Here is a 22,028-nt window from a genome sequence, read left to right on the forward strand (position 1 = left end):
GTGCCCGGACCAGGGAGATCGACCATGTCGGCGACGTCGGAGAACGAGCGCACCCTCGAGTCGTTCGGGTACAAGCAGGAGCTGAAGCGGTCGGTGTCGACCGTCGACCTGCTCATCTACGGCCTGATCTTCATGGTGCCGATCGCGCCGTGGGCCATCTTCGGCACCGTCTACAACAGCGCCGCGGGCATGGTGCCGCTCGTCTACATCATCGGCCTCGTCGCGATGATCTTCACCGCGCTCGCCTACGCGCAGATGGCGAAGTCGTTCCCGCTCGCCGGCTCGGTGTTCTCCTACGTCGGCCGCGGCATCCACTGGTCGCTCGGCTTCTTCGCCGGGTGGGCGATCCTGCTCGACTACCTGCTCGTGCCGACCCTGCTCTACGTGTTCGCGGCGTCGTCCATGGTCGGCATCTTCCCCGGCAGCCCCGCCTGGCTGTGGGCGCTGATCTTCGTGGCGATCAACGCCGTCATCAACCTGCTCGGCATCAGCTCGATCAAGCTCGCGAACCGGATCTTCCTCGTGATCGAGCTGATCTTCGTGCTGATCTTCCTCGTGATCGCCGTCCTCGCGATCAACGGCGGCACCCTGCCGGGCGCCCACTGGGGCACCGAGCCGTTCCTGACCCCGTCGAAGGTGACCGGGCCGCTCATCGCGGGCGCGCTCTCGATCGCGGTGCTCAGCTTCCTCGGCTTCGACGGCATCTCCACGCTCGCGGAGGAGTCGACCGGGCGCCACAACGCGGCCGGGCGGGCGATGGTGCTGGCGCTCCTCATCGTCGCGGCGCTGTTCATCGTGCAGACCTGGCTCGCGAGCCTGATGGCCGGCGGTCGCACCGCGTTCTCCGCCGCGGACACCAACAACGCGTTCTTCCTGCTCGTGAAGGCGGCCGCCGGCACGGGGTGGCAGAACGCGTTCTTCGTGGTCAACGTCCTCGCCGTCGGCATCGCGAACGCGATGGCGGCGCAGGCCGCGACGAGCCGCCTGCTCTACTCGATGGCCCGCGACCGGCAGCTGCCGCACTTCCTCGCCCGCATCAGCCACCGCCAGGTGCCGCTCTACGCGATCCTCGTCGTCACCGCGCTCACGGTCGTGCTCGTGCTGTTCTTCGTCGGCCAGCTGCCGCTCATCACGTCGCTCGTGAACTTCGGCGCGCTGTTCGGGTTCTGCCTGCTCCACGTCGCGGTGTTCTGGCACTACATCGTGCGCCAGCGGTCGAAGAACTGGCTGCTGCACGGCGTCGTGCCGGTGCTCGGCTTCCTGATCATCGGCTACGTGCTCATCAACGCCGACCCGCTCGCGAAGATCGGCGGCCTCGTCTGGCTCGTCATCGGCGCCATCATCTTCGCGATCAACATCGCTCGCGGCCGCAAGCCCGAGCTGTCGATCCGCGAGGACGTCCCGACCGCCGGCGAGGGGCGCCCGAGCGCCAAGGAGGGCCAGGCGTGACGGACCGCGGGGTCCGCATCGAGCCGAGCATCCTCTCCGCCGACTTCGCCGCGTTCGCCGCCGAGATCGAGCGGATCCCGTCGGCCGACCTCGTGCACTGCGACGTCATGGACCTGCACTTCGTGCCGAACCTCACGTTCGGTCGGTCGACCGTCGAGCGTCTCGCCCAGGTCAGCGCGCTGCCGCTCGACGTCCACCTCATGATCGAGGACCCGGACCGCTGGGCGCCCGGCTTCGCCGAGGCGGGGGGCGCCGTCGTCACGTTCCACGCCGAGGCCGCGCGCGCGCCCATCGCGACCGCGCGCGCGATCCGCGCCGCGGGCGCCAAGGCGGGGCTCGCGCTGCGACCCTCCACACCCGTCGAGCCGTACCTCGGGCTGCTCGACGAGTTCGACCAGGTGCTCGTCATGACCGTCGAGCCGGGCTTCGGCGGCCAGGCGTTCCTGCCCCCGACGCTCGAGCGCATCCGCGCCGTGCGGTCGGCGATCGGCGATCGCGACGTGTGGCTGCAGGTCGACGGCGGCATCGGCGAGGACACCATCGCCGACGCCGCGGCCGCGGGCGCCGACACGTTCGTCGCCGGCAGCGCCGTGTTCGGGCAGGACGACCCCGACACGGCGGTCGAGCGCCTGCGCGCCCTCGCCACGGAGGCGCAGGAGCGCAGCCGGTAGCCTGGCGGCATGAAGACCTTCGACGGGCTGTTCGCCGAGCTGGCGCAGCGGGCCGTCGAGCGGCCCGCCGGATCCCGCACCGTCGCCGAGCTCGACGCGGGCGTGCACGCGATCGGCAAGAAGGTCGTCGAGGAGGCGGCCGAGGTCTGGATGGCGGCCGAGTGGGAGAGCGACGACCGCCTCGCCGAGGAGGTCTCGCAGCTGCTGTACCACGTGCAGGTGCTGCTGCTCGCGAAGGGGCTCACCCTCGCGGACGTCGAGCGACATCTCTGACGGCTCGCCCGCCCGCCCGATCCGACGTCCTCGAGAAGAAGCCATGCTGAGAATCGCCGTGCCCAACAAGGGCGCGCTCGCCGAGACCGCCGCGCAGATGCTCGGCGAGGCCGGCTACCGCCTCCGCCGCGACCCGAAGGAGCTGACGGTCGCGGACCCGCGCAACGACGCGGAGTTCTTCTACCTGCGTCCGCGCGACATCGCCACCTACGTCGGCTCCGGCGCGCTCGACGTCGGCATCACCGGCCGCGACCTGCTGCTCGACTCCGGCTCCGCCGCGCGCGAGGTCGCCGCCCTCGACTTCGCCGCGTCGACGTTCCGCTTCGCGGGGCCCGCCGGTCGCTTCGACGACCTCGCCGCGCTGCAGGGCCTGCGCATCGCGACGAGCTACACCGGCCTCGTCGGCGCGTTCCTCGAGCGCGAGGGCGTGCGCGCCGAGCTCGTGCACCTCGACGGCGCGGTCGAGACGGCCGTGCGGCTCGGGGTGGCGGACGCCGTCGCCGACGTGGTCGAGACCGGCACGACGCTGCGCGCGCAGGGCCTCACGATCTTCGGCCCGGTGATCCTCGAGTCGACCGCCGTGCTCATCGCGGGCGCGAACGCGCCCGAGGGGCTCGCGGTGCTCGAGAAGCGCCTGCACGGCGTCCTCGTCGCCCGGCGCTACGTGATGGTCGACTACGACCTGCCCCGCGACCTGCTCGACGAGGCGGCGCGCATCGCGCCGGGCATCGAGTCGCCGACGGTCTCGCCCCTGCACGACCCGGCCTGGGCCGCGGTGCGCGTCATGGTGCCGCGCCAGGAGATGAACCTCGTGATGGACGCGCTCTACGCCCTCGGCGCCCGGGCGATCTTCGTCACCCCGATCCACGCGGCGCGGATCTGACGATGACGCTCGCGGTCCGCGTCATCCCGTGCCTCGACGTGGCCGACGGCCGCGTCGTGAAGGGCGTGCGCTTCCAGGGCCTCGTCGACGCCGGCGACCCGGTCGAGGCCGCCGCCCGGTACGCGGAGCAGGGCGCCGACGAGATCACCTTCCTCGACGTCACCGCGACGGTCGAGGGCCGCGGCACCATGCTCGACACCGTCCGCCGCACGGCGGAGCAGGTGTTCGTCCCGCTCACCGTCGGCGGCGGCGTGCGGCGCGTGGAGGACGTCGACCGGCTGCTGCAGTCGGGCGCCGACAAGATCGGCGTGAACTCCGCCGCGATCGCACGCCCGGCGCTGCTGACCGAGATCGCCGAGCGGTTCGGCGCGCAGGTCTGCGTGCTCTCGCTCGACGTGCTGCACGACCCGCGCTGCCCGAGCGGTTTCGCCGTCACCACGCACGGCGGCCGCACGAACACCGGCATCGACGCCATCGAGTGGGTCCGCACGGCGATCGGGCTCGGCGCGGGAGAGCTGCTCGTCAACTCGATCGATGCGGACGGCACGAAGGCCGGCTACGACCTGCGGCTCGTCGCCGACGTGCGCGCGGCGAGCAGCGTGCCCGTGATCGCCTCCGGCGGCGCGGGCGACCTCGAGCACTTCGCGCCGGCCGTGGCCGCCGGTGCCGACGCGGTGCTCGCCGCGAGCGTGTTCCACTCGGGGCGGTTCACGATCGGCCAGGTGAAGGCGGCGCTCGCCGAGGCAGGAGTGGTGGTGCGATGAGCGAGGTGCTCGACGTCGATGCGGCGCTCGGTGCCGCCCGGTTCGGCCCCGGCGACCTGCTCCCGGCGGTGATCCAGCAGGCCGGGACGAACGAGGTGCTCATGGTCGGCTACATGGATCGCGAGGCGCTGCGGCGCACGCTCACCGAGGGGCGGGTGACGTTCTGGTCGCGCTCCCGGCAGGAGTACTGGCGCAAGGGCGACACGTCGGGCCACGTGCAGCACGTGCGCGGCGCCGCGCTCGACTGCGACGCCGACGCCCTGCTCGTCACGGTCGACCAGGTCGGCCCCGCCTGCCACACCGGCGCGCACTCCTGCTTCGACACCCATCCGATCGCCGCGCGGACGGAGGATGCCGCATGACCGCCATGCCCGGCACCACGGCCCGCGAGGCGTTCGACGGGCTCCTCGACGGGCGCCGCGTCGTGCCCGTGGTCCGGGAGCTCTTCGCCGACAGCGAGACGCCGCTCGGGATCTTCCGCAAGCTCGCGCTCCGCGCCGACGGACGGACGCGGCCCGGCGCGTTCCTGCTCGAGTCGGCGGAGCAGGGCGGCATCTGGTCGCGGTACTCCTTCGTCGGCGTGGCCGCGTTCGGCGCGCTCACCGAGCAGCGCGGCCGGCCCGTCTGGCAGGACTGGGGCGTCCCGGCCTCCCGCGTCTTCCCGGCGGGCGGCATCACCGGCGACTACCTCGAGGCGCTCGACGACCTGCACTCGCACTGGGCGAGCCCGCCCGTCGACGGCCTGCCGCCGCTCACCGGCGGCCTCGTCGGCTACATCGGGTGGGACGCCGTGCGCCTCCTCGAGCGGCTGCCGGACGCGCCGCCCGCCGACTACCCGGTGCCGGAGCTCGGCATGGTCTTCGCCTCGGAGGTCGTCGCCGTCGACCACCTGAAGGGCACCGTCTCGCTGCTGGTCACGGTGCTGAACGACGGCAGGGACGCCGCCGAGGCGCTCTGGGCCGACGCGCAGCGGCGCCTCGACGCGCTCGAGCGGCGGCTCGGCGCGCCCGTCGAGGCGCAGCTCGCGGAGGTCGACCTCGGGATCGTGCCCGAGCCCGAGCTGCGGACCGCTCGGGAGGACTACCTCGCGGCCGTCGAGCGCGCGAAGGAGCACATCCGCGACGGCGACGTGTTCCAGGTCGTGATCGCGCAGCGCTTCGACCTGCCGACGGCCGCCTCGCCGCTCGACGTCTACCGCGTGCTGCGGCAGCTGAACCCGTCGCCGTACATGTACCTGCTCGCGCACGAGCGCCCGGACGGGACCCCCTTCGCGGTGGTCGGCTCGTCGCCCGAGGCGCTCGTCAAGGTCGAGGACGGCCGGGTGTTCAGCCACCCGATCGCCGGTTCGCGGCCGCGCGGCGCGACGCCCGAGGCCGACGAGGCCTTCGCCGCCGAGCTGCGCGTCGACGAGAAGGAGCGCGCCGAGCACCTCATGCTCGTCGACCTCGCCCGCAACGACCTCGCGAAGGTCTGCGTCCCCGGCACCGTCGACGTCACCGAGTTCATGCGCATCGAGCGCTTCAGCCACATCATGCACATCACCTCGAGCGTCGAGGGCGAGCTCGCCGCGGGCACCGGGCCCGTCGACGTGCTCCGCGCGACCTTCCCCGCCGGGACCCTCTCCGGTGCGCCGAAGCCGCGGGCGCTCGAGATCATCGACGCGCTCGAGCCCGCCCGCCGCGGCGTCTACGGCGGCGTCGTCGGCTACTTCGACTTCGCGGGCGACCTCGACCTCGCCATCGCGATCCGCACCGCCTACCTCAGCGAGGGTGTCGCCCGCGTGCAGGCGGGCGGTGGCCTGGTCGCCGACTCGGTGCCCGAGTCGGAGTACGCGGAGAGCCGCAACAAGGCGATGGCGCCGCTCAAGGCGGTGGCGGTGGCCTCGGCCATGCGCGCCGTCGGCACCAGATGAGGCGGGAGCGGCTCCTCACCGTCGTCGCCCTCGTGGTGCTCGGCGCGGCGGTTGTGCTCGCCTCGACGCAGGTGTTCGCCACCGTCGCGGTGCCCGGCGCGAAGCCCGTCGCCGTGACCGGGCAGCAGGTCGCGCCCGCGTTCGCGCCGCTCGGCATCGTGCTGCTCGCCGCCGCGGCGGCGCTCCCGCTCGCCGGCCGGGTCGCGCGGCCGGTGCTCGGCGCGGCGGTCGCCCTGCTCGGCGCGGTCGTCGTCGTGCTCGCGGTGCCGAGCGTGCTCGACCCGCTCGCCGGCACCCGCGGCGCGGTCACCGCGGTGACGGGGGTCGGCGGCAGCGGCGCGGCGTCGGCGGAGCGCGGCGCGGCCGGGACGGCCTGGCCCGGGCTCGCGGCCGTGGCCGGCGTCCTCGTCGTGCTCACCGGCGCCTGGATCGTGCTCCGCGGCCGGCGCTGGGCGTCGGCGGGACGCCGGTTCCGAAGCGCGGAGCGCACCGCGAGCACCGGCGACCCGGTCGACGAGTGGGACGCCCTCACCCGCGGCAGCGACCCCACGGCGCCGTCCGACCCCCCGGCCCCACCCGGGCCGACGCCCTAGACTTCGGGGCATGGCGAACACCGCGAACACGTCGAACGACCCCGGTCACGGCTCCTCGCCGGCGGCGTGGACGGCCGTCGTGATCATGCTCGTCGGTTTCTCGATCATCGCCGTGTTCCTCTTCCTGGACGTCACGGTGATGGTCTACCTCGGGGCGATCCTCGTGCCGATCGGGCTCATCGTCGGCTTCGTCATGAAGCGGATCGGCCTCGGGGCCGGCGGCTCGCGCGTGGGGGGATCGCACTGACCCGGGTGGTCCGCACCGGCGGCCTGCTCGCCGAGCTCACCGCCGGCGCCGCCGAGGACGCCGAGCTCCGCCGCCTCCGCGCGCCGCTCGCCGAGGTGGAGGCCGCCGCGACCGCCGCGCCACCGCCGCGCGACGCCCTCGCGGCGCTCGCCCGCGACCCGCGCCGCGTGCGCGTGCTCGCCGAGGTGAAGCGGGCGAGCCCGTCCCGGGGCGCGCTCGCCGAGATCGCCGATCCGGCTGCGCTCGCCGCCCGGTACGCGGCCGCCGGCGCTTCGGCGATCAGCGTGCTCACCGAGGAGCGGCGCTTCCGCGGCTCGCTCGCCGACCTCGAAGCCGTGCGCGCCGCGGTCGACGTGCCGGTGCTGCGCAAGGACTTCGTCTCGTCCGAGTACCAGGTGCTCGAGGCGCGCGCCGCCGGCGCCGATCTCGTGCTGCTCATCGTCGCCGCGCTCGAGGACCCCGCGCTCCGCCGGCTCAAGGCCCTCGTCGAGGAGCTCGGCATGACGGCGTTCCTCGAGGCGCACGACGAGCGCGAGCTCGACGCCGCACTCGAGGCGGGCGGCCGGCTCGTCGGGGTGAACGCCCGCGACCTCGATACCTTCGAGCTCGACCGGACCCTGTTCGGCCGGCTCGCCCCGCGAATCCCCGACGACGTGATCCGCGTCGCCGAGTCGGCGGTGCGCACCCCCGCCGACGTCACCGCCTACCGCGCGGCCGGTGCCGACGTCGTCCTCGTCGGCGAGGCCCTCGTGACGGGCGACCCCGCCGCGCTCCTCTCCGCCTTCCTGGAGGCTTGAACCCATGACCACGGTCGCCACCGCGGGCTACTCGCAGCCCGGTCCGTACTTCGGCGCCTACGGCGGCCGCTTCGTCCCCGAGCCGCTCGTCGCCGCGCTCGACGAGCTCACCGCCGCGTGGGAGTTCGCGAAGACCGACCCCGTGTACCAGCAGGAGCTCGCCGCCCTGCACCGCGACTACACGGGACGCCCGTCGCCGCTCACCGAGGTGCCGCGGTTCGCGGGGCACGCGGGCGAGGCGCGGGTGTTCCTGAAGCGCGAGGACCTGAACCACACCGGCTCGCACAAGATCAACAACGTGCTCGGGCAGGCGCTGCTCACGAAGCGCGTCGGCAAGCACCGCGTCATCGCCGAGACCGGCGCGGGGCAGCACGGCGTCGCGACGGCGACCGCCGCGGCGCTGTTCGGGCTCGAGTGCACGATCTACATGGGCGAGGTCGACACCGAGCGGCAGGCGCTCAACGTCGCACGCATGCGGCTGCTCGGTGCCGAGGTCGTCGCGGTCAGAAGCGGCTCCCGCACGCTCAAGGACGCGATCAACGAGGCGATGCGCGACTGGGTGACGAACGTCGCCACGACGAACTACGTCTTCGGGACCGTCGCCGGCCCGCACCCGTTCCCCGCGATGGTGCGCGACCTGCAGCGGATCATCGGCGACGAGGCGAGGGAGCAGCTGCTCGAGCGCACCGGCGCGCTGCCGACCGCGGTCGCCGCCTGCGTCGGCGGCGGCTCGAACGCGATCGGCATCTTCACCGCGTTCCTCGACGACGCGGACGTGCAGCTCTGGGGCTTCGAGGCGGGCGGCGAGGGCGTCGACACCGAGCGGCACGCGGCCACCATCGGCCGTGGCCGCCCCGGCGTGCTCCACGGCGCCCGCAGCTACCTCCTCCAGGACGAGGACGGCCAGACGCAGGAGTCGCACTCGATCTCCGCCGGGCTCGACTACCCGGGCGTCGGCCCCGAGCACGCGTTCCTCGCCGACTCCGGCCGCGCCTCGTACCGCGCGGTCACCGACGCGGCGGCCATGGACGCGATGCGGCTGCTGTCGCGCACCGAGGGCATCATCCCCGCGATCGAGTCGTCGCACGCGCTCGCCGGCGCGCTCGAGCTCGGCCGCGAGCTCGGCCCGACCGCGACGATCCTCGTGAACCTCTCCGGACGCGGCGACAAGGACACCACCACCGCCGCCCGCTGGTTCGACCTGCTCGACAAGGGGGCGAAGCAGGAGTGAGCAGCGCACCCGCCACCTCCTCGCCCGTCGAGACGCGCATCCGCGCCACCGGCGGCGCCCTCGTCGGCTACCTGCCGGTCGGCTACCCCGACCTCGCCACGAGCATCGAGGGCGCGATCACCCTCACGCGCCACGGCGTCGACGTGCTCGAGCTCGGCCTGCCGTACTCGGACCCCGTGATGGACGGCCCGACGATCCAGGCCGCGACGACCCGGGCGCTCGAGCAGGGCTTCCGCCTGCGGCACGCCTTCGACGCGGTCCGCGAGATCACCGCGGCGTCCGACGTGCCCGTGCTGCTCATGACCTACTGGAACCCGGTGCTCCAGTTCGGCAGCGACCGGTTCGCCGGGCTGCTCGCCGAGGCCGGGGGAGCGGGCCTCATCACGCCCGACCTCGTCCCCGACGAGGCGGGCGAGTGGCTCGCGGCCAGCGACGCCCACGGGCTCGACCGGGTCTTCCTCGCCGCGCCGACGTCGAGCGAGGAGCGGCTGCGGCAGGCGACGAGCCTCTCGCGCGGCTTCACGTACGTCGTCTCGACGATGGGCACGACCGGCGCCCGCGAGGGCGTCGACAGCGCCGCCCGCACGCTCGTCGAGCGCCTCCGGCAGGTCTCCGACGAGCCGCTCGCCGTCGGTCTCGGCATCTCGAACGGCGACCAGGTCGCCGAGGTGCTCACCTACGCGGACGGCGCCATCGTCGGCTCCGCGCTCGTGTCGGCGCTCGGCGACGGCCTCGAGCGGCTCGCCGAGGTCGCGGACGGGCTCGCCGCCGGCAAGCGCGCGCAGCCGGGCGCGACGCCCGGCGCCCGGTAGAGTCCCTGCCCGTGCTGCAGTCCATCCCCAGCCCGCCGAGCGACTGGGCGTCGTTCCAGGTGTGGATCTTCACGATCCACAGCTACGCCATCTGCATCCTCGTCGGCATCCTCGCCGGCACCGCGCTCACGTCGCGGCGCCTCACGAGGCGCGGCGGCCAGCCCGGCGTCGCCGTCGACTTCGCGATCTGCATCATCGTGCCCGCGCTGCTCTTCGCGCGGCTGTACCACGTGATCACGCACCCCGGCGACTACTGGCCCACGGCCGGCCACCCGTTCTGGCAGGTGTTCGCGATCTGGCAGGGCGGCAACGCGATCTTCGGTTCGGAGATCGGCGGGGCGATCGGCATCCTGATCGGCAGCCGCTGGACCGGGATCCGCTTCCTCTCCTTCGCGGACGCGCTCGCGCCCGGCCTGCTCGTCGGGCAGGGCATCGGACGCCTCGGCAACTGGTTCAACACCGAGCTCTTCGGCATGCCGACGACGCTGCCGTGGGGCCTGCAGGTGCCGAGCGACAACCCCGCGTTCCCCGCCGGGCTCGCCCCGGGCACCCTGTTCCACCCGACCTTCCTCTACGAGATGATCTGGGACTTCGCGGGCGCGATCGTCCTCCTGCTGATCGAGCGCCGCGTCGCGATGCGCTGGGGACGCGCGCTCGGCTTCTACCTCATCTGGTACGGCATCGGCCGCAGCGTCTTCGAGTCGATCCGGGTCGATCCGACCGAGGTGTTCCTCGGCCTCCGCGTCAACGTGTGGGCCGCGCTCGCCGCCGTCGTGCTCGGCATCGCGATCATCCTCTGGTCGCGGCGCCGCCACCCCGGCGCCGAGGTGAGCGTGTACCGCCCGGGACGCCAGTGGGTGCCGGATTCACAGGTAGGATCCCGCTACACCGCAGCCGACCTCGAGGACCGGCCCGCGGACGAGGCTGCGCTCCCCGCCACAAGCGGCACGCGATAGGCCGCACCCGGAGCAGGGCCACCGGACGCACCGACGTCCCGCCCGTTCCCGCACACGCTCCAAGGGGACGACGGCGTCCCGCATCCGCACCGTGGGCTCTTCGCCGAGCCGACCAGGAGGACGCCATGACCGACGCCCCCACCCCGCCGCCGTTCTCCGCGCTGCCCGCGGCCACCGGTCTCTACGACCCCGCCGCGGAGCGCGACGCCTGCGGCCTCGCCATGGTCGCGACGCTGCGCGGCACCGCGGGGCACGACATCATCGTGCAGGCGCTCGACGCGCTGCGGCACCTCGAGCACCGCGGCGCGGTCGGCTCCGACGCCGGCACCGGCGACGGCGCGGGCATCATCACGCAGGTGCCCGACGCGTTCCTCCGCGCCGTCGTCCCGTTCGACCTGCCGGAGGCGGGCGCCTACGCCGTCGGCCTCGGCTTCCTCCCCACCGACGCCCGGGAGCGCAACGCGCTGAAGGCGCGCGTCGCCGAGCTCGCCGACGAGGAGGAGCTCGAGGTGCTCGGCTGGCGCGCGGTGCCGACCGACGCCTCCGCCATCGGCACCCTCGCCCGTGGCGCGATGCCAGCGTTCGAGCAGCTGTTCGTCGCGTCCACCCGCCGCACCGACGCGGGCGAGCGGCCGTCGGGCATCGCGCTCGACCGGCAGACGATGCGGCTGCGCAAGCGCGTCGAGCGGGCGCACGGCGCCTACTTCGCGTCGCTGTCGTCGCGCACGCTCGTCTACAAGGGCATGGTCACGACCCTGCAGCTCGAGCCGTTCTACCCCGACCTCTCCGACGAGCGGTTCGCCTCGACGCTCGCGCTCGTGCACTCCCGCTACTCGACGAACACGTTCCCGTCGTGGCCGCTCGCGCAGCCGTTCCGCTTCATCGCGCACAACGGCGAGATCAACACGGTGCAGGGCAACCGCAACTGGATGCGCGCCCGCCAGTCGCAGCTCGAGAGCGACGTGCTCGGCCCGCTCGAGCCGATCCTGCCGATCGTCACCCCCGGCGCGAGCGACTCGGCCTCGTTCGACGAGGTCGTCGAGCTGCTCGAGCTCGCCGGCCGCAGCCTGCCGCACGCGATCATGATGATGGTGCCCGAGGCGTGGGAGAACCAGCCCGACCTCGACCCCGAGCTGCGCGCCTTCTACGAGTACCACTCCGGGATCATGGAGCCGTGGGACGGCCCCGCGGCCATCGTCTTCACCGACGGGACGCTCGTCGGCGCGACCCTCGACCGCAACGGGCTGCGCCCAGGGCGCTGGCTCACCACGACCGACGGGCTCGTCGTGCTCGCCTCGGAGATCGGCGTGCTCGACATCGAGCCCGAGCGCATCGCCCGCAAGGGCCGGCTGCGGCCCGGGCGCATGTTCCTCGTCGACACGGCCGAGGGCCGGCTGATCGAGGACGACGAGCTGAAGCGCGCCCTCGCGTCGTCGGCGCCGTGGGGCGAGTACCTCGAGCAGGCGCGGATCAACCTCGCCGACCTGCCCGAGCGCGAGCACGTCGTGCACACGCCGGCGTCCGTCGTGCGCCGCCAGCGCACCTTCGGCTACACCGAGGAGGAGATCCGCATCCTCGTCGGGCCGATGGGCGAGACGGGCGCCGAGCCGCTCGGCGCGATGGGCTCCGACACCCCGATCGCCGTGCTCTCGAGCCGGCCGCGCCTGCTCTTCGACTACTTCGTGCAGCAGTTCGCCCAGGTGACGAACCCGCCGCTCGACTCGATCCGCGAGGAGGTCGTCACCACCCTGCGGCTCGGCCTCGGCCCGGAGCGCAACCTGCTGTCGGCGACGCCGCGGCACGCCCGCCAGGTGGTGCTCGACTTCCCGGTCATCGACAACGACGAGCTCGCGAAGCTGCTGCACCTCGACCCGAGGCCCGGCAGCGCCACCACTACCGTGATCCGCGGGCTCTACCGCGTCGACGCGGGGGAGAAGGCGATGGAGGAGCGCATCGCCGAGATGCGCCGCGAGGTCGACGCCGCCATCGAGCACGGGGCGGAGTACATCGTGCTCTCCGACCGCGACTCGACCCGCGAGCTCGCGCCGGTGCCGAGCCTGCTCATGCTGTCGGCGGTGCACCACCACCTCATCCGCCGGCAGAACCGCATGAAGGTCGGTCTCATCGTCGAGGCGGGCGACGTGCGCGAGGTGCACCACGTCGCGCTGCTCATCGGGTACGGCGCCTCGGCGATCAACCCGTACCTCGCGATGGAGACGGTCGAGCAGCTCGTCCGCAGCGGCCAGATCACCGGCATCACGCCCGAGAAGGCCGTGAAGAACCTCATCAAGGGGCTCGGCAAGGGCGTGCTGAAGATCATGTCGAAGATGGGCATCTCGACCGTGTCGTCGTACGCGGCCGCCCAGACCTTCGAAGCCGTGGGCCTCGCGCAGGACTTCGTCGACGACTACTTCACCGGCACGACGAGCAAGCTCGGCGGCGTCGGCATGGACGTCATCGCCGCGGAGAGCGCGGCCCGGCATGCGGCCGCGTACCCCGACGAGGACGCCCCGGGCGCGCACATGCGCCTCGCCACGGGCGGCGAGTACCAGTGGCGCCGCGGCGGACCGCCGCACCTCTTCAACCCGGAGACGGTGTTCCGCCTGCAGCACGCGACGCGTGCGCGGCGGTACGACGTGTTCCGCGAGTACACGAAGGCGGTCGACGACCAGTCGGCGCACCTCATGACGCTCCGCGGCCTGTTCCGCTTCGCGCCGACCCACCGGCACCCCGTGCCGCTCGACGAGGTCGAGCCCATCGAGTCGATCGTGCAGCGGTTCAACACCGGTGCCATGTCGTACGGCTCCATCAGCAAGGAGGCGCACGAGACCCTCGCGATCGCGATGAACCGTCTCGGCGCCCGGTCGAACACGGGGGAGGGCGGCGAGGACGTCGACCGGCTGCTCGACCCCGAGCGGCGCAGCCGCATCAAGCAGGTCGCGTCGGGCCGCTTCGGCGTGACGAGCATGTACCTGAGCCACGCCGACGACATCCAGATCAAGATGGCGCAGGGCGCGAAGCCCGGCGAGGGCGGTCAGCTGCCGCCGCAGAAGATGTACCCCTGGATCGCGCGCACGCGGCACTCGACCGCGGGCGTCGGGCTCATCTCGCCGCCGCCGCACCACGACATCTACTCGATCGAGGACCTGAAGCAGCTGATCTTCGACCTGAAGCGGGCGAACCCGTCGGCACGCGTGCACGTGAAGCTCGTCTCCCAGTCGGGCATCGGCGCGGTCGCGGCCGGCGTGACGAAGGCGAAGGCCGACGTCGTGCTCGTCTCCGGCCACGACGGCGGCACGGGCGCGAGCCCGCTCAACTCGCTGAAGCACGCCGGCACCCCCTGGGAGCTCGGCCTCGCCGAGACGCAGCAGACGCTCATGCTGAACGGGCTGCGCGACCGGGTGACCGTGCAGGTCGACGGGCAGATGAAGTCCGGGCGCGACGTGCTCGTCGCCGCGCTGCTCGGGGCCGAGGAGTTCGGCTTCGCGACGGCGCCGCTCGTGGTCTCGGGCTGCATCATGATGCGCGTCTGCCACCTCGACACCTGCCCCGTGGGCGTCGCGACGCAGAACCCCGAGCTGCGGGCCCGGTTCTCCGGCAAGCCCGAGTTCGTCGTGAACTTCTTCGAGTTCATCGCGCAGGAGGTGCGCGAGCTGCTCGCCCAGCTCGGCTACCGCTCGCTCGACGAGGTGATCGGGCGCCGCGAGCTGCTCGACGTCGACGCGGCGATCGAGCACTGGAAGGCGTCGGGCATGGACCTGACCCCGATCCTCGTCGGGCCGACGTTCGCCGACGACGAGGCCCGCACGCGCCGGGTCGGCCAGGACCACGAGCTCGACGAGCACTTCGACACCGTGCTGCTGCACAAGGCCGCGGAGGTGCTCAGGCACGGGGGCCGCGTCGAGATCGACCTGCCCGTGAAGAACACGGAGCGCGCGGTCGGCACGATGCTCGGCCACCACCTCACCATGCGCCACGGCGAGCACGGCCTGCCGTCCGGCTCGATCGACGTCACCCTGCGCGGCAGCGCCGGGCAGTCGTTCGGCGCGTTCCTGCCCGCCGGCATCACGCTGCGGCTCATCGGCGACAGCAACGACTACCTCGGCAAGGGCCTCTCCGGCGGCGAGATCGTCGTGCGCCCGCACCCCGACGCGGCCTTCGCGGCCGAGGAGAACGTGATCGCCGGCAACGTGATCGGCTACGGCGCCACGCAGGGCACGATGTTCATCAGCGGCATCGTCGGTGAGCGCTTCCTCGTGCGGAACTCCGGCGCCACCGCCGTCGTCGAGGGCGTCGGCGACCATGCGCTCGAGTACATGACCGGCGGGCTCGCGGTGATCCTCGGCGCCACCGGCCGCAACCTCGGTGCGGGCATGTCGGGCGGCACCGCCTACGTGCACGGGCTCCGTGAGGCCGACGTGAACCAGGGGGCGCTCACCGCGCACGAGCTCGATCTGCTGCCGCTCGGCTCCGCGGACGAGGAGATCCTCCGCGACCTGCTCGAGCGCCACGTCCAGCTCACCGGGTCGGCGCTCGCCGCCCGGATGCTGGAGGACTTCGCCGCCACCGCCGCGGCGTTCGTGAAGGTGCTGCCCCGCAACTACGCCGCCGTCCTCGAGACCCGGGCCCGCGCCGCCGACGAGGGGCTCGACCCCGACGGCGACGTCGTGTGGGGCCGGATCCTCCAGGCGACGAACGGCTGAGGCAGGAGACGACATGGTCGACCACAAGGGCTTCCTGAAGACCCGCGAGCGCGAGCTGCCGCCCCGGCGTCCGGTGTCCGTGCGCCTGATGGACTGGAAGGAGGTGTACGAGTCGCAGGAGCGGGGCGTGCTCCGCCGCCAGGCCGGCCGCTGCATGGACTGCGGCATCCCCTTCTGCCACTCCGGCTGCCCGCTCGGGAACCTCATCCCCGAGTGGAACGACCTCGTGCAGCGCGGGGACATGCGGCAGGCGATCGAGCGCCTGCACGCCACGAACAACTTTCCCGAGTTCACGGGCACCCTCTGTCCGGCCCCGTGCGAGTCGTCGTGCGTCCTCGGCATCAACCAGCCCGCGGTCACGATCAAGCAGGTCGAGCTCTCGATCATCGACGAGGCGTTCGAGCGCGGCTGGGTCGAGCCGCACCCGCCGCAGCGGCTCACCGGCAAGACCGTCGCCGTCGTCGGCTCCGGCCCCGCCGGCCTCGCCGCGGCGCAGCAGCTCACCCGCGCCGGGCACACCGTCGCGGTGTTCGAGCGCGACGACCGCATCGGCGGCCTGCTGCGCTACGGCATCCCCGAGTTCAAGATGGAGAAGGCGCGGCTCGACCAGCGGCTGAACCAGATGATCGCGGAGGGCACCCGGTTCCGCGCGGGCGTCGAGATCGGCGTCGACCTGCCATGGGACGAGCTGCGGCGCCGCTATGACGCGGTGGTCGTCGCCACCGGCGCGCCGGTGGCACGCGACCTGCCCATCCCCGGCCGCGACCTCGACGGTGTCCACTTCGCCATGGAGTACCTCACGCAGGCGAACAAGGCCGTCGCGGGCGACGAGGTGCCGGGGCAGATCACCGCCGAGGACCGCGACGTCGTCGTGATCGGCGGCGGCGACACCGGCGCCGACTGCATCGGCACCGCGCACCGGCAGGGCGCGCGCAGCGTCACGAACCTCGCCATCGGCAAGCAGCCGCCGCTCACGCGGAGCGACGCGCAGCCCTGGCCGATGGTGCCCACGGTGTACGAGGTCGCGAGCGCGCACGAGGAGGGCGGCCGGCGCGAGTTCCTCGCCTCGACCGTCGAGTTCCTCGCCGACGAATCGGGCCGCGTGAACGCCCTCCGGGTCGCGGAGACCGAGTACGTCGACGGCCGCCGCGTGCCGAAGGCCGGCACCGAGCGGGTCCTGCCCGCCGACCTCGTGCTGCTCGCCCTCGGCTTCACCGGGCCGGAGCGGGACCTGCTCGACGCGCAGCTCGGGCTCGCCTTCGACGAGCGCGGCAACGTCGGCCGCCGATCCGACTACCAGACGAACGAGCCCGGCGTGTTCGTCGCCGGCGACGCCGGCCGCGGCCAGTCGCTCATCGTCTGGGCGATCGCCGAGGGCCGCAGCGTCGCCGCGGCCGTCGACGCCTACCTCGAGGGCGAGACGGCGCTGCCCGCGCCGGTCGCCCCCACCGACCGGGCGCTCACGCTCTGACCGACCCCCTCGGAGGCGGGCGCGGCGCGAGGGCCCCCGCCTCCGCGGGCCCTGCGGCGGCCGCCGTCGGGACCGGGGTCCGGAGCGCACTAGCCTCTTCAGGGCAATCACGAAGGAAGCGGGGGACCACCCACCGATGAGACGCGCGAAGATCGTCGCCACGCTCGGTCCGGCCACGTCGAGCTACGAGCAGATCCGGGCCGTCATCGACGCCGGCGTCGACGTGGCCCGCATGAACCTCAGCCACGGCAGCTACGAGGTGCACGAGGGGGTCTACCGCGAGGTGCGACGCGCCTCCGACGACTCCGGCCGCGCCGTGGCCGTGCTCGTCGACCTGCAGGGGCCGAAGATCCGGCTCGCCCGGTTCAAGGACGGCCCGCAGGAGCTCGCCGAGGGCGACGTCTTCACGATCACGACCGAGGACGTCCCCGGCACGAAGGACGTCTGCGGCACCACCTTCAAGGGGCTGCCGCAGGACGTGAAGCCCGGCGACCCGCTGCTCATCGACGACGGGCGCGTGCGGGTGAAGGTGCTCGACACCGACGGCGTGCGCGTGCGCACCGAGGTCGTCGTCGGCGGCACCGTGTCGAACAACAAGGGCATCAACCTCCCGGGCGTCGCCGTGAACGTGCCGGCGCTCAGCGAGAAGGACGAGGCCGACCTGCGCTGGGGCCTCCGCCTCGGTGCCGACCTCATCGCCCTCTCCTTCGTCCGCAGCCCCGACGACGTCGTGCGCGTGCGCGAGATCATGGACGAGGAGGGCCGGCGCATCCCGGTCATCGCCAAGATCGAGAAGCCGCAGGCCGTCGACAACCTCGAGGCGATCATCGACACGTTCGACGGCGTCATGGTCGCCCGCGGCGACCTCGGCGTCGAGCTGCCGCTCGAGGCCGTGCCGATCGTGCAGAAGGAGGCGTGCGAGATCTCGCGGCGCCTCGCGAAGCCGGTGATCGTCGCCACGCAGATGCTCGAGTCGATGATCTCGTCGCCCGTGCCGACTCGAGCGGAGACCTCCGACGTCGCGAACGCCGTGCTCGACGGCGCCGACGCGGTGATGCTCTCCGGCGAGACGAGCGTGGGGGAGTACCCCGTCACCACCGTGAAGACGATGGCGCGCATCATCCAGTCGACCGAGGAGCACGGGCTCGACCGCATCCTGCCGCTCGGCACGAAGCCGCGCACCCAGGGCGGTGCGATCACGCTGGCCGCCGCCGAGGTGGCCGACTTCGTGAACGCGAAGTTCCTCTGCGTCTTCACCGAGTCGGGCGACTCCGTGCGCCGCATGGTGCGCCTGCGCTCGCAGATCCCGGTGCTCGCGTTCACCCCGGAGCCGGGCATCCGCTCGCGCCTCGCGCTCAGCTGGGGCGTCGAGACGTTCCTCGTGCCGCGCGTGACGACGACGGACGAGCTGATGCACCAGGTCGACGACGTGCTGCTCAGCATCGGGCGCGTCGCCCGCGGCGAGAAGGTGGTCGTGATCGCCGGATCGCCTCCCGGCATCTCCGGCTCGACGAACGACATGCGCGTCCACATCATGGGTGACGCGATCGGCGGGGCCGCCCCCGCCTACCAGCAGTTCCGGGGCTGAGCCCCACCGGGCCGGTCCGCCTCGCGGCGGGCCGGCCTTCGTCGTTCCATCGGCGTCGCGAAGGCCGGCCCCAGGCTGCCCGCCTACCGTGACGGGGTGCCACGGGCTTCGATGACCCCGCCGGTCGCGTGCCCCTTCTGCGACATGCCGATCGACCTGGCGGGTGTGCGCGAGGGCGTTGCGATCGTCTGCCCGTGGTGCGACGCGGTCGGTGTGCTCGTGGCGGGGCGGTCCGTGCTCCGGGTCATGCGCTGACGCTGCGTATCGATCCGGTGCTCGCCGTCGCCGACGCCGTCGGTCGCGTACGGTTGCCTCCCATCGCCCGCCGTCGCAAGGAGTCCGCCATGCCCAGGACCGTTCCCCTCGCCGCCGCCGGCCTCGGCGTCGCCGCTGCGCTCACCGCCGTCCTCGCCGCGCCGGCCGTGGCGGCCACGACCGGCGGGGCCTCGGTGACGCACTACTCCTCGTGCGACCCGCTCTTCGCCGACTACGTCGACTGCGCGGTGATCCACGGGACGACGAACACCGTGCAGACGCCGAGCGGCAACCTGATCGTGCAGCTCAACCAGCGCTACTCGAACACGATCAGCCAGGGCGCGACCGTCGTGAGCACCGACTCCGGCGCGATCCACTCCTCCTCCGTGATCTCGATCGCGACCCAGACGACCAAGGTGCAGCGGTCGATCTCGCTCGGCTCCCAGAACGTCGGCGGACGGACGTGCACGATCGGCGTGCGCTACCACGTCACGGCGAACGGGGTGCAGTTCGACTCCACGTCGACCGTCTGCAGCTGAGCACTCGGCGGTCCCCGACCCCGGGCACCAGAGGCTTCGGTCCCTGATCTGCGTTCGGACCGGCCCGGAACGAGCCGAGGAATCCCAGGTCCGTGCCCGGAAATGGGGGCGTTGCGCTCCGCGCCCGCGTGCTTAGACTGCGGACTGCCCCTCCGCTCCCGAAGGCGGAGCGCCGTCGACCCAACGGCGTTCCCGGGGCAGTACCCATGCTGGAAGACACGATGGCGTCCCCCCGCCTCCTTCTGCAGCACCGGCAGCCCTCCGGTGAGCAACGCGACTGGATCGCGCCCGCGGCCCGCGCAGCGGCGACGCACCCTGCCGTCCCGACGGTGGCCGCAGGCCTCGTCGGCGCCGGTCTGACCGCGGCGATCCTCGCGTTCGGCGGACTCGCGGCCGGTCACCGCAGCGGCACCGGCAGCGTCGTGCTGAACACCATCGACGGCTGCGTCGCCCTGCTCGTCGCGTACCTCGCGCACGGCCGCTACCTCCGCGAGCGGCACCTGCGGGATCGCCTGATGGCGCACGGCCTCGCCCTGCTCGGCGTCACGGCGCTGCTGCTGCCGAACCTCAGCCGCCTGCTCGGGCTCGCCGATGTGCACGGCGCCGACATCTGGACGAGCGCGGCGGTGCGGTTCACGGCCGCGCTGCTCATCGCGGGCGGTGCCCTCGCCGGCACCGTGCAGCGTCGGGTGCTCGCTCCCCGCCTCGTGTCCACGATCGGCCCGGTCGTGATGGTCCTGCTCGTGTTCGTGCTCGTGCACCTCGCCGCCCCCGCGCTGCCCGATCCGCTGGTGCCGACTCCCGCCGGCTTCCCCGGGGTGCCCGAGCTCGTGGCGTCGGGACCGTTCGCGGTGCTCCAGCTCGCGGCGGCGACCGGCTTCGCTCTCGCGGCCGTCGCCTTTGCGAGCCGCGCGACCGATGACGTCTTCGTGCGGCTGCTGGGACCGGCGTTCGCGTTCGGTACCTTCGCGCTCGTCAACTACGCGCTCTTCCCGTCCATCTACAGCGACTGGCTGTCCGCCGGCGACGTGCTCCGCACCGTCTGCTACCTGCTGCTCCTCGTGGGTGCCGTGCTCGAGATCCGCCGCTACTGGACCGTCCGCACCGAGGCGGCAGTGCTGCAGGACCGCCGCCGCCTCGCCCGTGAGATCCACGACGGCGTCGTCCAGGAGATCGTCTACATCCGCATGGAGAGCCAGGCGATGCTGCCGGAGCACGGTGCGGCGCACCGCCTGCTCGACGCCTGCGACCGGGCCCTCGACGAGGCGCGCGACGCGGTGCACGCGCTCGCGACCACGCACGACGAGCGCTTCGAGCGGCAGCTGCAGCGCGCCGCGCACGATCTCTCGCGCCGGTTCGACGTGTCCGTCGTGGTCGCGACCCACGCGCACGTCGACGTCTCGGCCGAGCAGCAGCACGCGCTCATCCGCATCGTCCGCGAGGCGATCTCGAACGCCGCCCGCCACGGGCGCGCGCGGCGGATCGACGTGCGGCTTGACCGGCACGACGACCAGCGCGTGCTCTCCGTGGTCGACGACGGCGCGGGATTCGACATCGCGGCGGCCGCCGCGACCGCGGGCGGCTACGGCCTGACGAGCATGCGCGAGCGTGCCGAAGCGCTCCCCGGCACCTTGACCATGCGGTCCACCGCGGGTGCCGGCACGACTGTGGAGGTGACCTGGTGAACGAAGACCCGACCATCCGTGTGCTCGTCGCCGACGACCACGCCGGTCTGCGGCGCCGCGTCGCCGACGTGCTCGTGGCCGGCGGCCTCGAGGTCGTCGGCGAGGCGGCCTCCGCGGATGCCGCCGTCGAGGCCGCGGAGCGGCTGAAGCCCGACGTGGCGCTGCTCGACATCCACATGCCGGGAAGCGGCATCCAGGCCGCTCGCCGGATCAGCGAATCGCTGCCCGACACGGTCGTCGTCATGCTGACGCAGTCCGAGGACGACGCCGACCTGTTCGACTCGCTCCGCGCGGGTGCCGCCGGCTACGTGCTGAAGGCGGGCAACGCCGCGGCGCTCCCGGCCGCCCTCCGCCGCGCGGTCGGCGGTGAGGCGGCGATCGCGCCGTCGCTCGTCACCCGCGTGCTCGGCGAGTTCCGCAACCCGAAGCAGGGCCTCTTCGCCCGCCGGTCGCCCGCCGGCGCGAAGCTGAGCGCCCGCGAGTGGGAGATCATGTCGATGCTCGCTGACGGCCGCTCCACCGACGAGGTGGCGAAGACGCTGTTCGTCTCGCCGACCACGGTGCGCGTGCACGTCTCGACGGTGCTGCGGAAGCTGCAGGTGAAGGACCGCGCGAGCGCGATCCAGCTGCTGAAGACGTCCTAGTCGTTCCGACTGCCGAAGGCGCGGCGGGCATCATGCCCGGCCGCGCCTTCGTCGTTCGGGCCGAGCGGGGGCCCCGTCAGTCTCCCGGAGCCTCACACCCCCGCGGATCTGCAAAGGGCGCGGCCGGCTGAACGCCGGGCCGCGCCCTCGTCGTGGTGCCGGTCCCGCTCGGGCCGGCCGTTCTGCTCAGCAGGCGGGTACCGCTCCCACGCCCGCCATGGCGGTGAGGTCGGCGCCGAGCGCAGCCGCCTCCTCGAGGCTGTGCTCCCGCTCAGCGATGAGGACGAACGGGCCGTCGGTCTCGCCCGTCTCGGGGTCCCGCGACATGCAGAGTCGCGCTGTGACGCCGTCCGCGAGCTGCAGGGGAGCGCCGAGGTGCAGCCAGTCCTCCTCGCCGTCCTGGGTGCCGTGGGGGACGACGCACCACGGCGGGCAGCTCTGCGACGCCGGGCAGTCGGTCGTCGAGGGTGAGATCTGGTGGTTCATCGTCGGGCGTGCTTCCTGTGTCGTGGTGATGCTGGGGGAGGGGGTACGGGACGGGGCCCCGCTCGAGGA

The 22,028-nt window shown here is 73.1% G+C and carries 21 protein-coding genes; 20 read left to right on the plus strand and 1 reads right to left on the minus strand.

Going from position 1 to position 22,028, the window contains the following annotated elements; translation table 11 throughout:
* Positions 1–24: 24 nt before the first annotated feature.
* From QDR37_RS10365 to QDR37_RS10460, 20 genes are all read left to right on the plus strand, one after another.
* Positions 25–1,449, plus strand: a complete 1,425-nt coding sequence (locus QDR37_RS10365; protein WP_279713673.1) for an APC family permease — start codon at positions 25–27, stop codon at positions 1,447–1,449.
* Positions 1,446–2,120, plus strand: a complete 675-nt coding sequence (gene rpe, locus QDR37_RS10370) for a ribulose-phosphate 3-epimerase (RefSeq protein ID WP_279713674.1) — start codon at positions 1,446–1,448, stop codon at positions 2,118–2,120. Before QDR37_RS10365 ends, rpe begins: the two co-directional genes overlap by 4 nt.
* 9 nt (positions 2,121–2,129) lie before the next feature.
* Positions 2,130–2,393, plus strand: coding sequence for a phosphoribosyl-ATP diphosphatase (locus tag QDR37_RS10375; RefSeq protein WP_279713675.1), 264 nt, complete (start codon positions 2,130–2,132; stop codon positions 2,391–2,393).
* Positions 2,394–2,436: 43 nt separating this feature from the next.
* Complete coding sequence (hisG, locus tag QDR37_RS10380; RefSeq protein WP_279713676.1) at positions 2,437–3,276, plus strand: ATP phosphoribosyltransferase; 840 nt, start codon at positions 2,437–2,439, stop codon at positions 3,274–3,276.
* A gap of 2 nt (positions 3,277–3,278) precedes the next feature.
* On the plus strand, positions 3,279–4,040 hold the full coding sequence (gene hisF / locus QDR37_RS10385) for an imidazole glycerol phosphate synthase subunit HisF (RefSeq protein ID WP_279713677.1): 762 nt from the start codon (positions 3,279–3,281) through the stop codon (positions 4,038–4,040).
* Positions 4,037–4,402, plus strand: coding sequence for a phosphoribosyl-AMP cyclohydrolase (gene hisI / locus QDR37_RS10390; RefSeq protein WP_279713678.1), 366 nt, complete (start codon positions 4,037–4,039; stop codon positions 4,400–4,402). The genes hisF and hisI overlap by 4 nt, the downstream gene beginning before the upstream one ends.
* Positions 4,403–4,407: 5 nt before the next feature.
* Entirely contained in the window at positions 4,408–5,952 is a 1,545-nt protein-coding gene (locus tag QDR37_RS10395; RefSeq protein ID WP_279714848.1) for an anthranilate synthase component I, read from the plus strand.
* On the plus strand, positions 5,949–6,545 hold the full coding sequence (locus QDR37_RS10400; protein ID WP_279713679.1) for a Trp biosynthesis-associated membrane protein: 597 nt from the start codon (positions 5,949–5,951) through the stop codon (positions 6,543–6,545). The genes QDR37_RS10395 and QDR37_RS10400 overlap by 4 nt, the downstream gene beginning before the upstream one ends.
* A 10-nt stretch (positions 6,546–6,555) precedes the next feature.
* The gene (locus QDR37_RS10405; RefSeq protein ID WP_279713680.1) at positions 6,556–6,792 is read left to right on the plus strand and encodes an HGxxPAAW family protein; all 237 of its coding nucleotides are present in this window, start codon (positions 6,556–6,558) and stop codon (positions 6,790–6,792) included.
* A 23-nt stretch (positions 6,793–6,815) separates the two neighbouring features.
* Positions 6,816–7,589 carry an indole-3-glycerol phosphate synthase TrpC gene (trpC, locus tag QDR37_RS10410; protein ID WP_279714849.1) on the plus strand — a complete coding sequence of 258 codons (774 nt, stop codon included), beginning with the start codon at positions 6,816–6,818 and terminating at the stop codon, positions 7,587–7,589.
* A gap of 4 nt (positions 7,590–7,593) precedes the next feature.
* On the plus strand, positions 7,594–8,820 hold the full coding sequence (trpB, locus tag QDR37_RS10415) for a tryptophan synthase subunit beta (protein WP_279713681.1): 1,227 nt from the start codon (positions 7,594–7,596) through the stop codon (positions 8,818–8,820).
* A complete protein-coding gene (trpA, locus tag QDR37_RS10420) occupies positions 8,817–9,632 on the plus strand; it encodes a tryptophan synthase subunit alpha (RefSeq protein ID WP_279713682.1) in 816 nt (271 codons plus the stop codon). Before trpB ends, trpA begins: the two co-directional genes overlap by 4 nt.
* A gap of 11 nt (positions 9,633–9,643) precedes the next feature.
* On the plus strand, positions 9,644–10,588 hold the full coding sequence (lgt, locus tag QDR37_RS10425; protein WP_279713683.1) for a prolipoprotein diacylglyceryl transferase: 945 nt from the start codon (positions 9,644–9,646) through the stop codon (positions 10,586–10,588).
* Between the two features lie 125 nt (positions 10,589–10,713).
* Positions 10,714–15,291 (plus strand): glutamate synthase large subunit, encoded by a 4,578-nt coding sequence (gene gltB / locus QDR37_RS10430; RefSeq protein ID WP_279713684.1) that lies wholly within the window; start codon positions 10,714–10,716, stop codon positions 15,289–15,291.
* 13 nt (positions 15,292–15,304) lie between these two features.
* Positions 15,305–16,762 (plus strand): glutamate synthase subunit beta, encoded by a 1,458-nt coding sequence (locus QDR37_RS10435; RefSeq protein ID WP_279713685.1) that lies wholly within the window; start codon positions 15,305–15,307, stop codon positions 16,760–16,762.
* A 136-nt stretch (positions 16,763–16,898) separates the two neighbouring features.
* Positions 16,899–18,350 carry a pyruvate kinase gene (gene pyk, locus QDR37_RS10440; RefSeq protein WP_279713686.1) on the plus strand — a complete coding sequence of 484 codons (1,452 nt, stop codon included), beginning with the start codon at positions 16,899–16,901 and terminating at the stop codon, positions 18,348–18,350.
* 96 nt (positions 18,351–18,446) lie between these two features.
* Complete coding sequence (locus tag QDR37_RS10445) at positions 18,447–18,605, plus strand: hypothetical protein (RefSeq protein WP_279713687.1); 159 nt, start codon at positions 18,447–18,449, stop codon at positions 18,603–18,605.
* A gap of 89 nt (positions 18,606–18,694) precedes the next feature.
* Positions 18,695–19,144: a hypothetical protein gene (locus QDR37_RS10450; RefSeq protein WP_279713688.1), complete on the plus strand. Its 450-nt coding sequence runs from the start codon at positions 18,695–18,697 to the stop codon at positions 19,142–19,144.
* 329 nt (positions 19,145–19,473) lie between these two features.
* Complete coding sequence (locus tag QDR37_RS10455; RefSeq protein WP_279713689.1) at positions 19,474–20,829, plus strand: ATP-binding protein; 1,356 nt, start codon at positions 19,474–19,476, stop codon at positions 20,827–20,829.
* Entirely contained in the window at positions 20,826–21,473 is a 648-nt protein-coding gene (locus QDR37_RS10460) for a response regulator transcription factor (protein WP_279713691.1), read from the plus strand. Before QDR37_RS10455 ends, QDR37_RS10460 begins: the two co-directional genes overlap by 4 nt.
* Positions 21,474–21,659: 186 nt before the next feature.
* On the opposite strand, the gene QDR37_RS10465 is transcribed toward QDR37_RS10460, so the two are convergent.
* Complete coding sequence (locus QDR37_RS10465) at positions 21,660–21,959, minus strand: hypothetical protein (RefSeq protein ID WP_279713692.1); 300 nt, start codon at positions 21,957–21,959, stop codon at positions 21,660–21,662.
* Between the last annotated feature and the right edge of the window lie 69 nt (positions 21,960–22,028).

It is taken from the genome of Amnibacterium sp. CER49, from assembly GCF_029846255.1.
Classification (GTDB): Bacteria; Actinomycetota; Actinomycetes; order Actinomycetales; family Microbacteriaceae; genus Amnibacterium.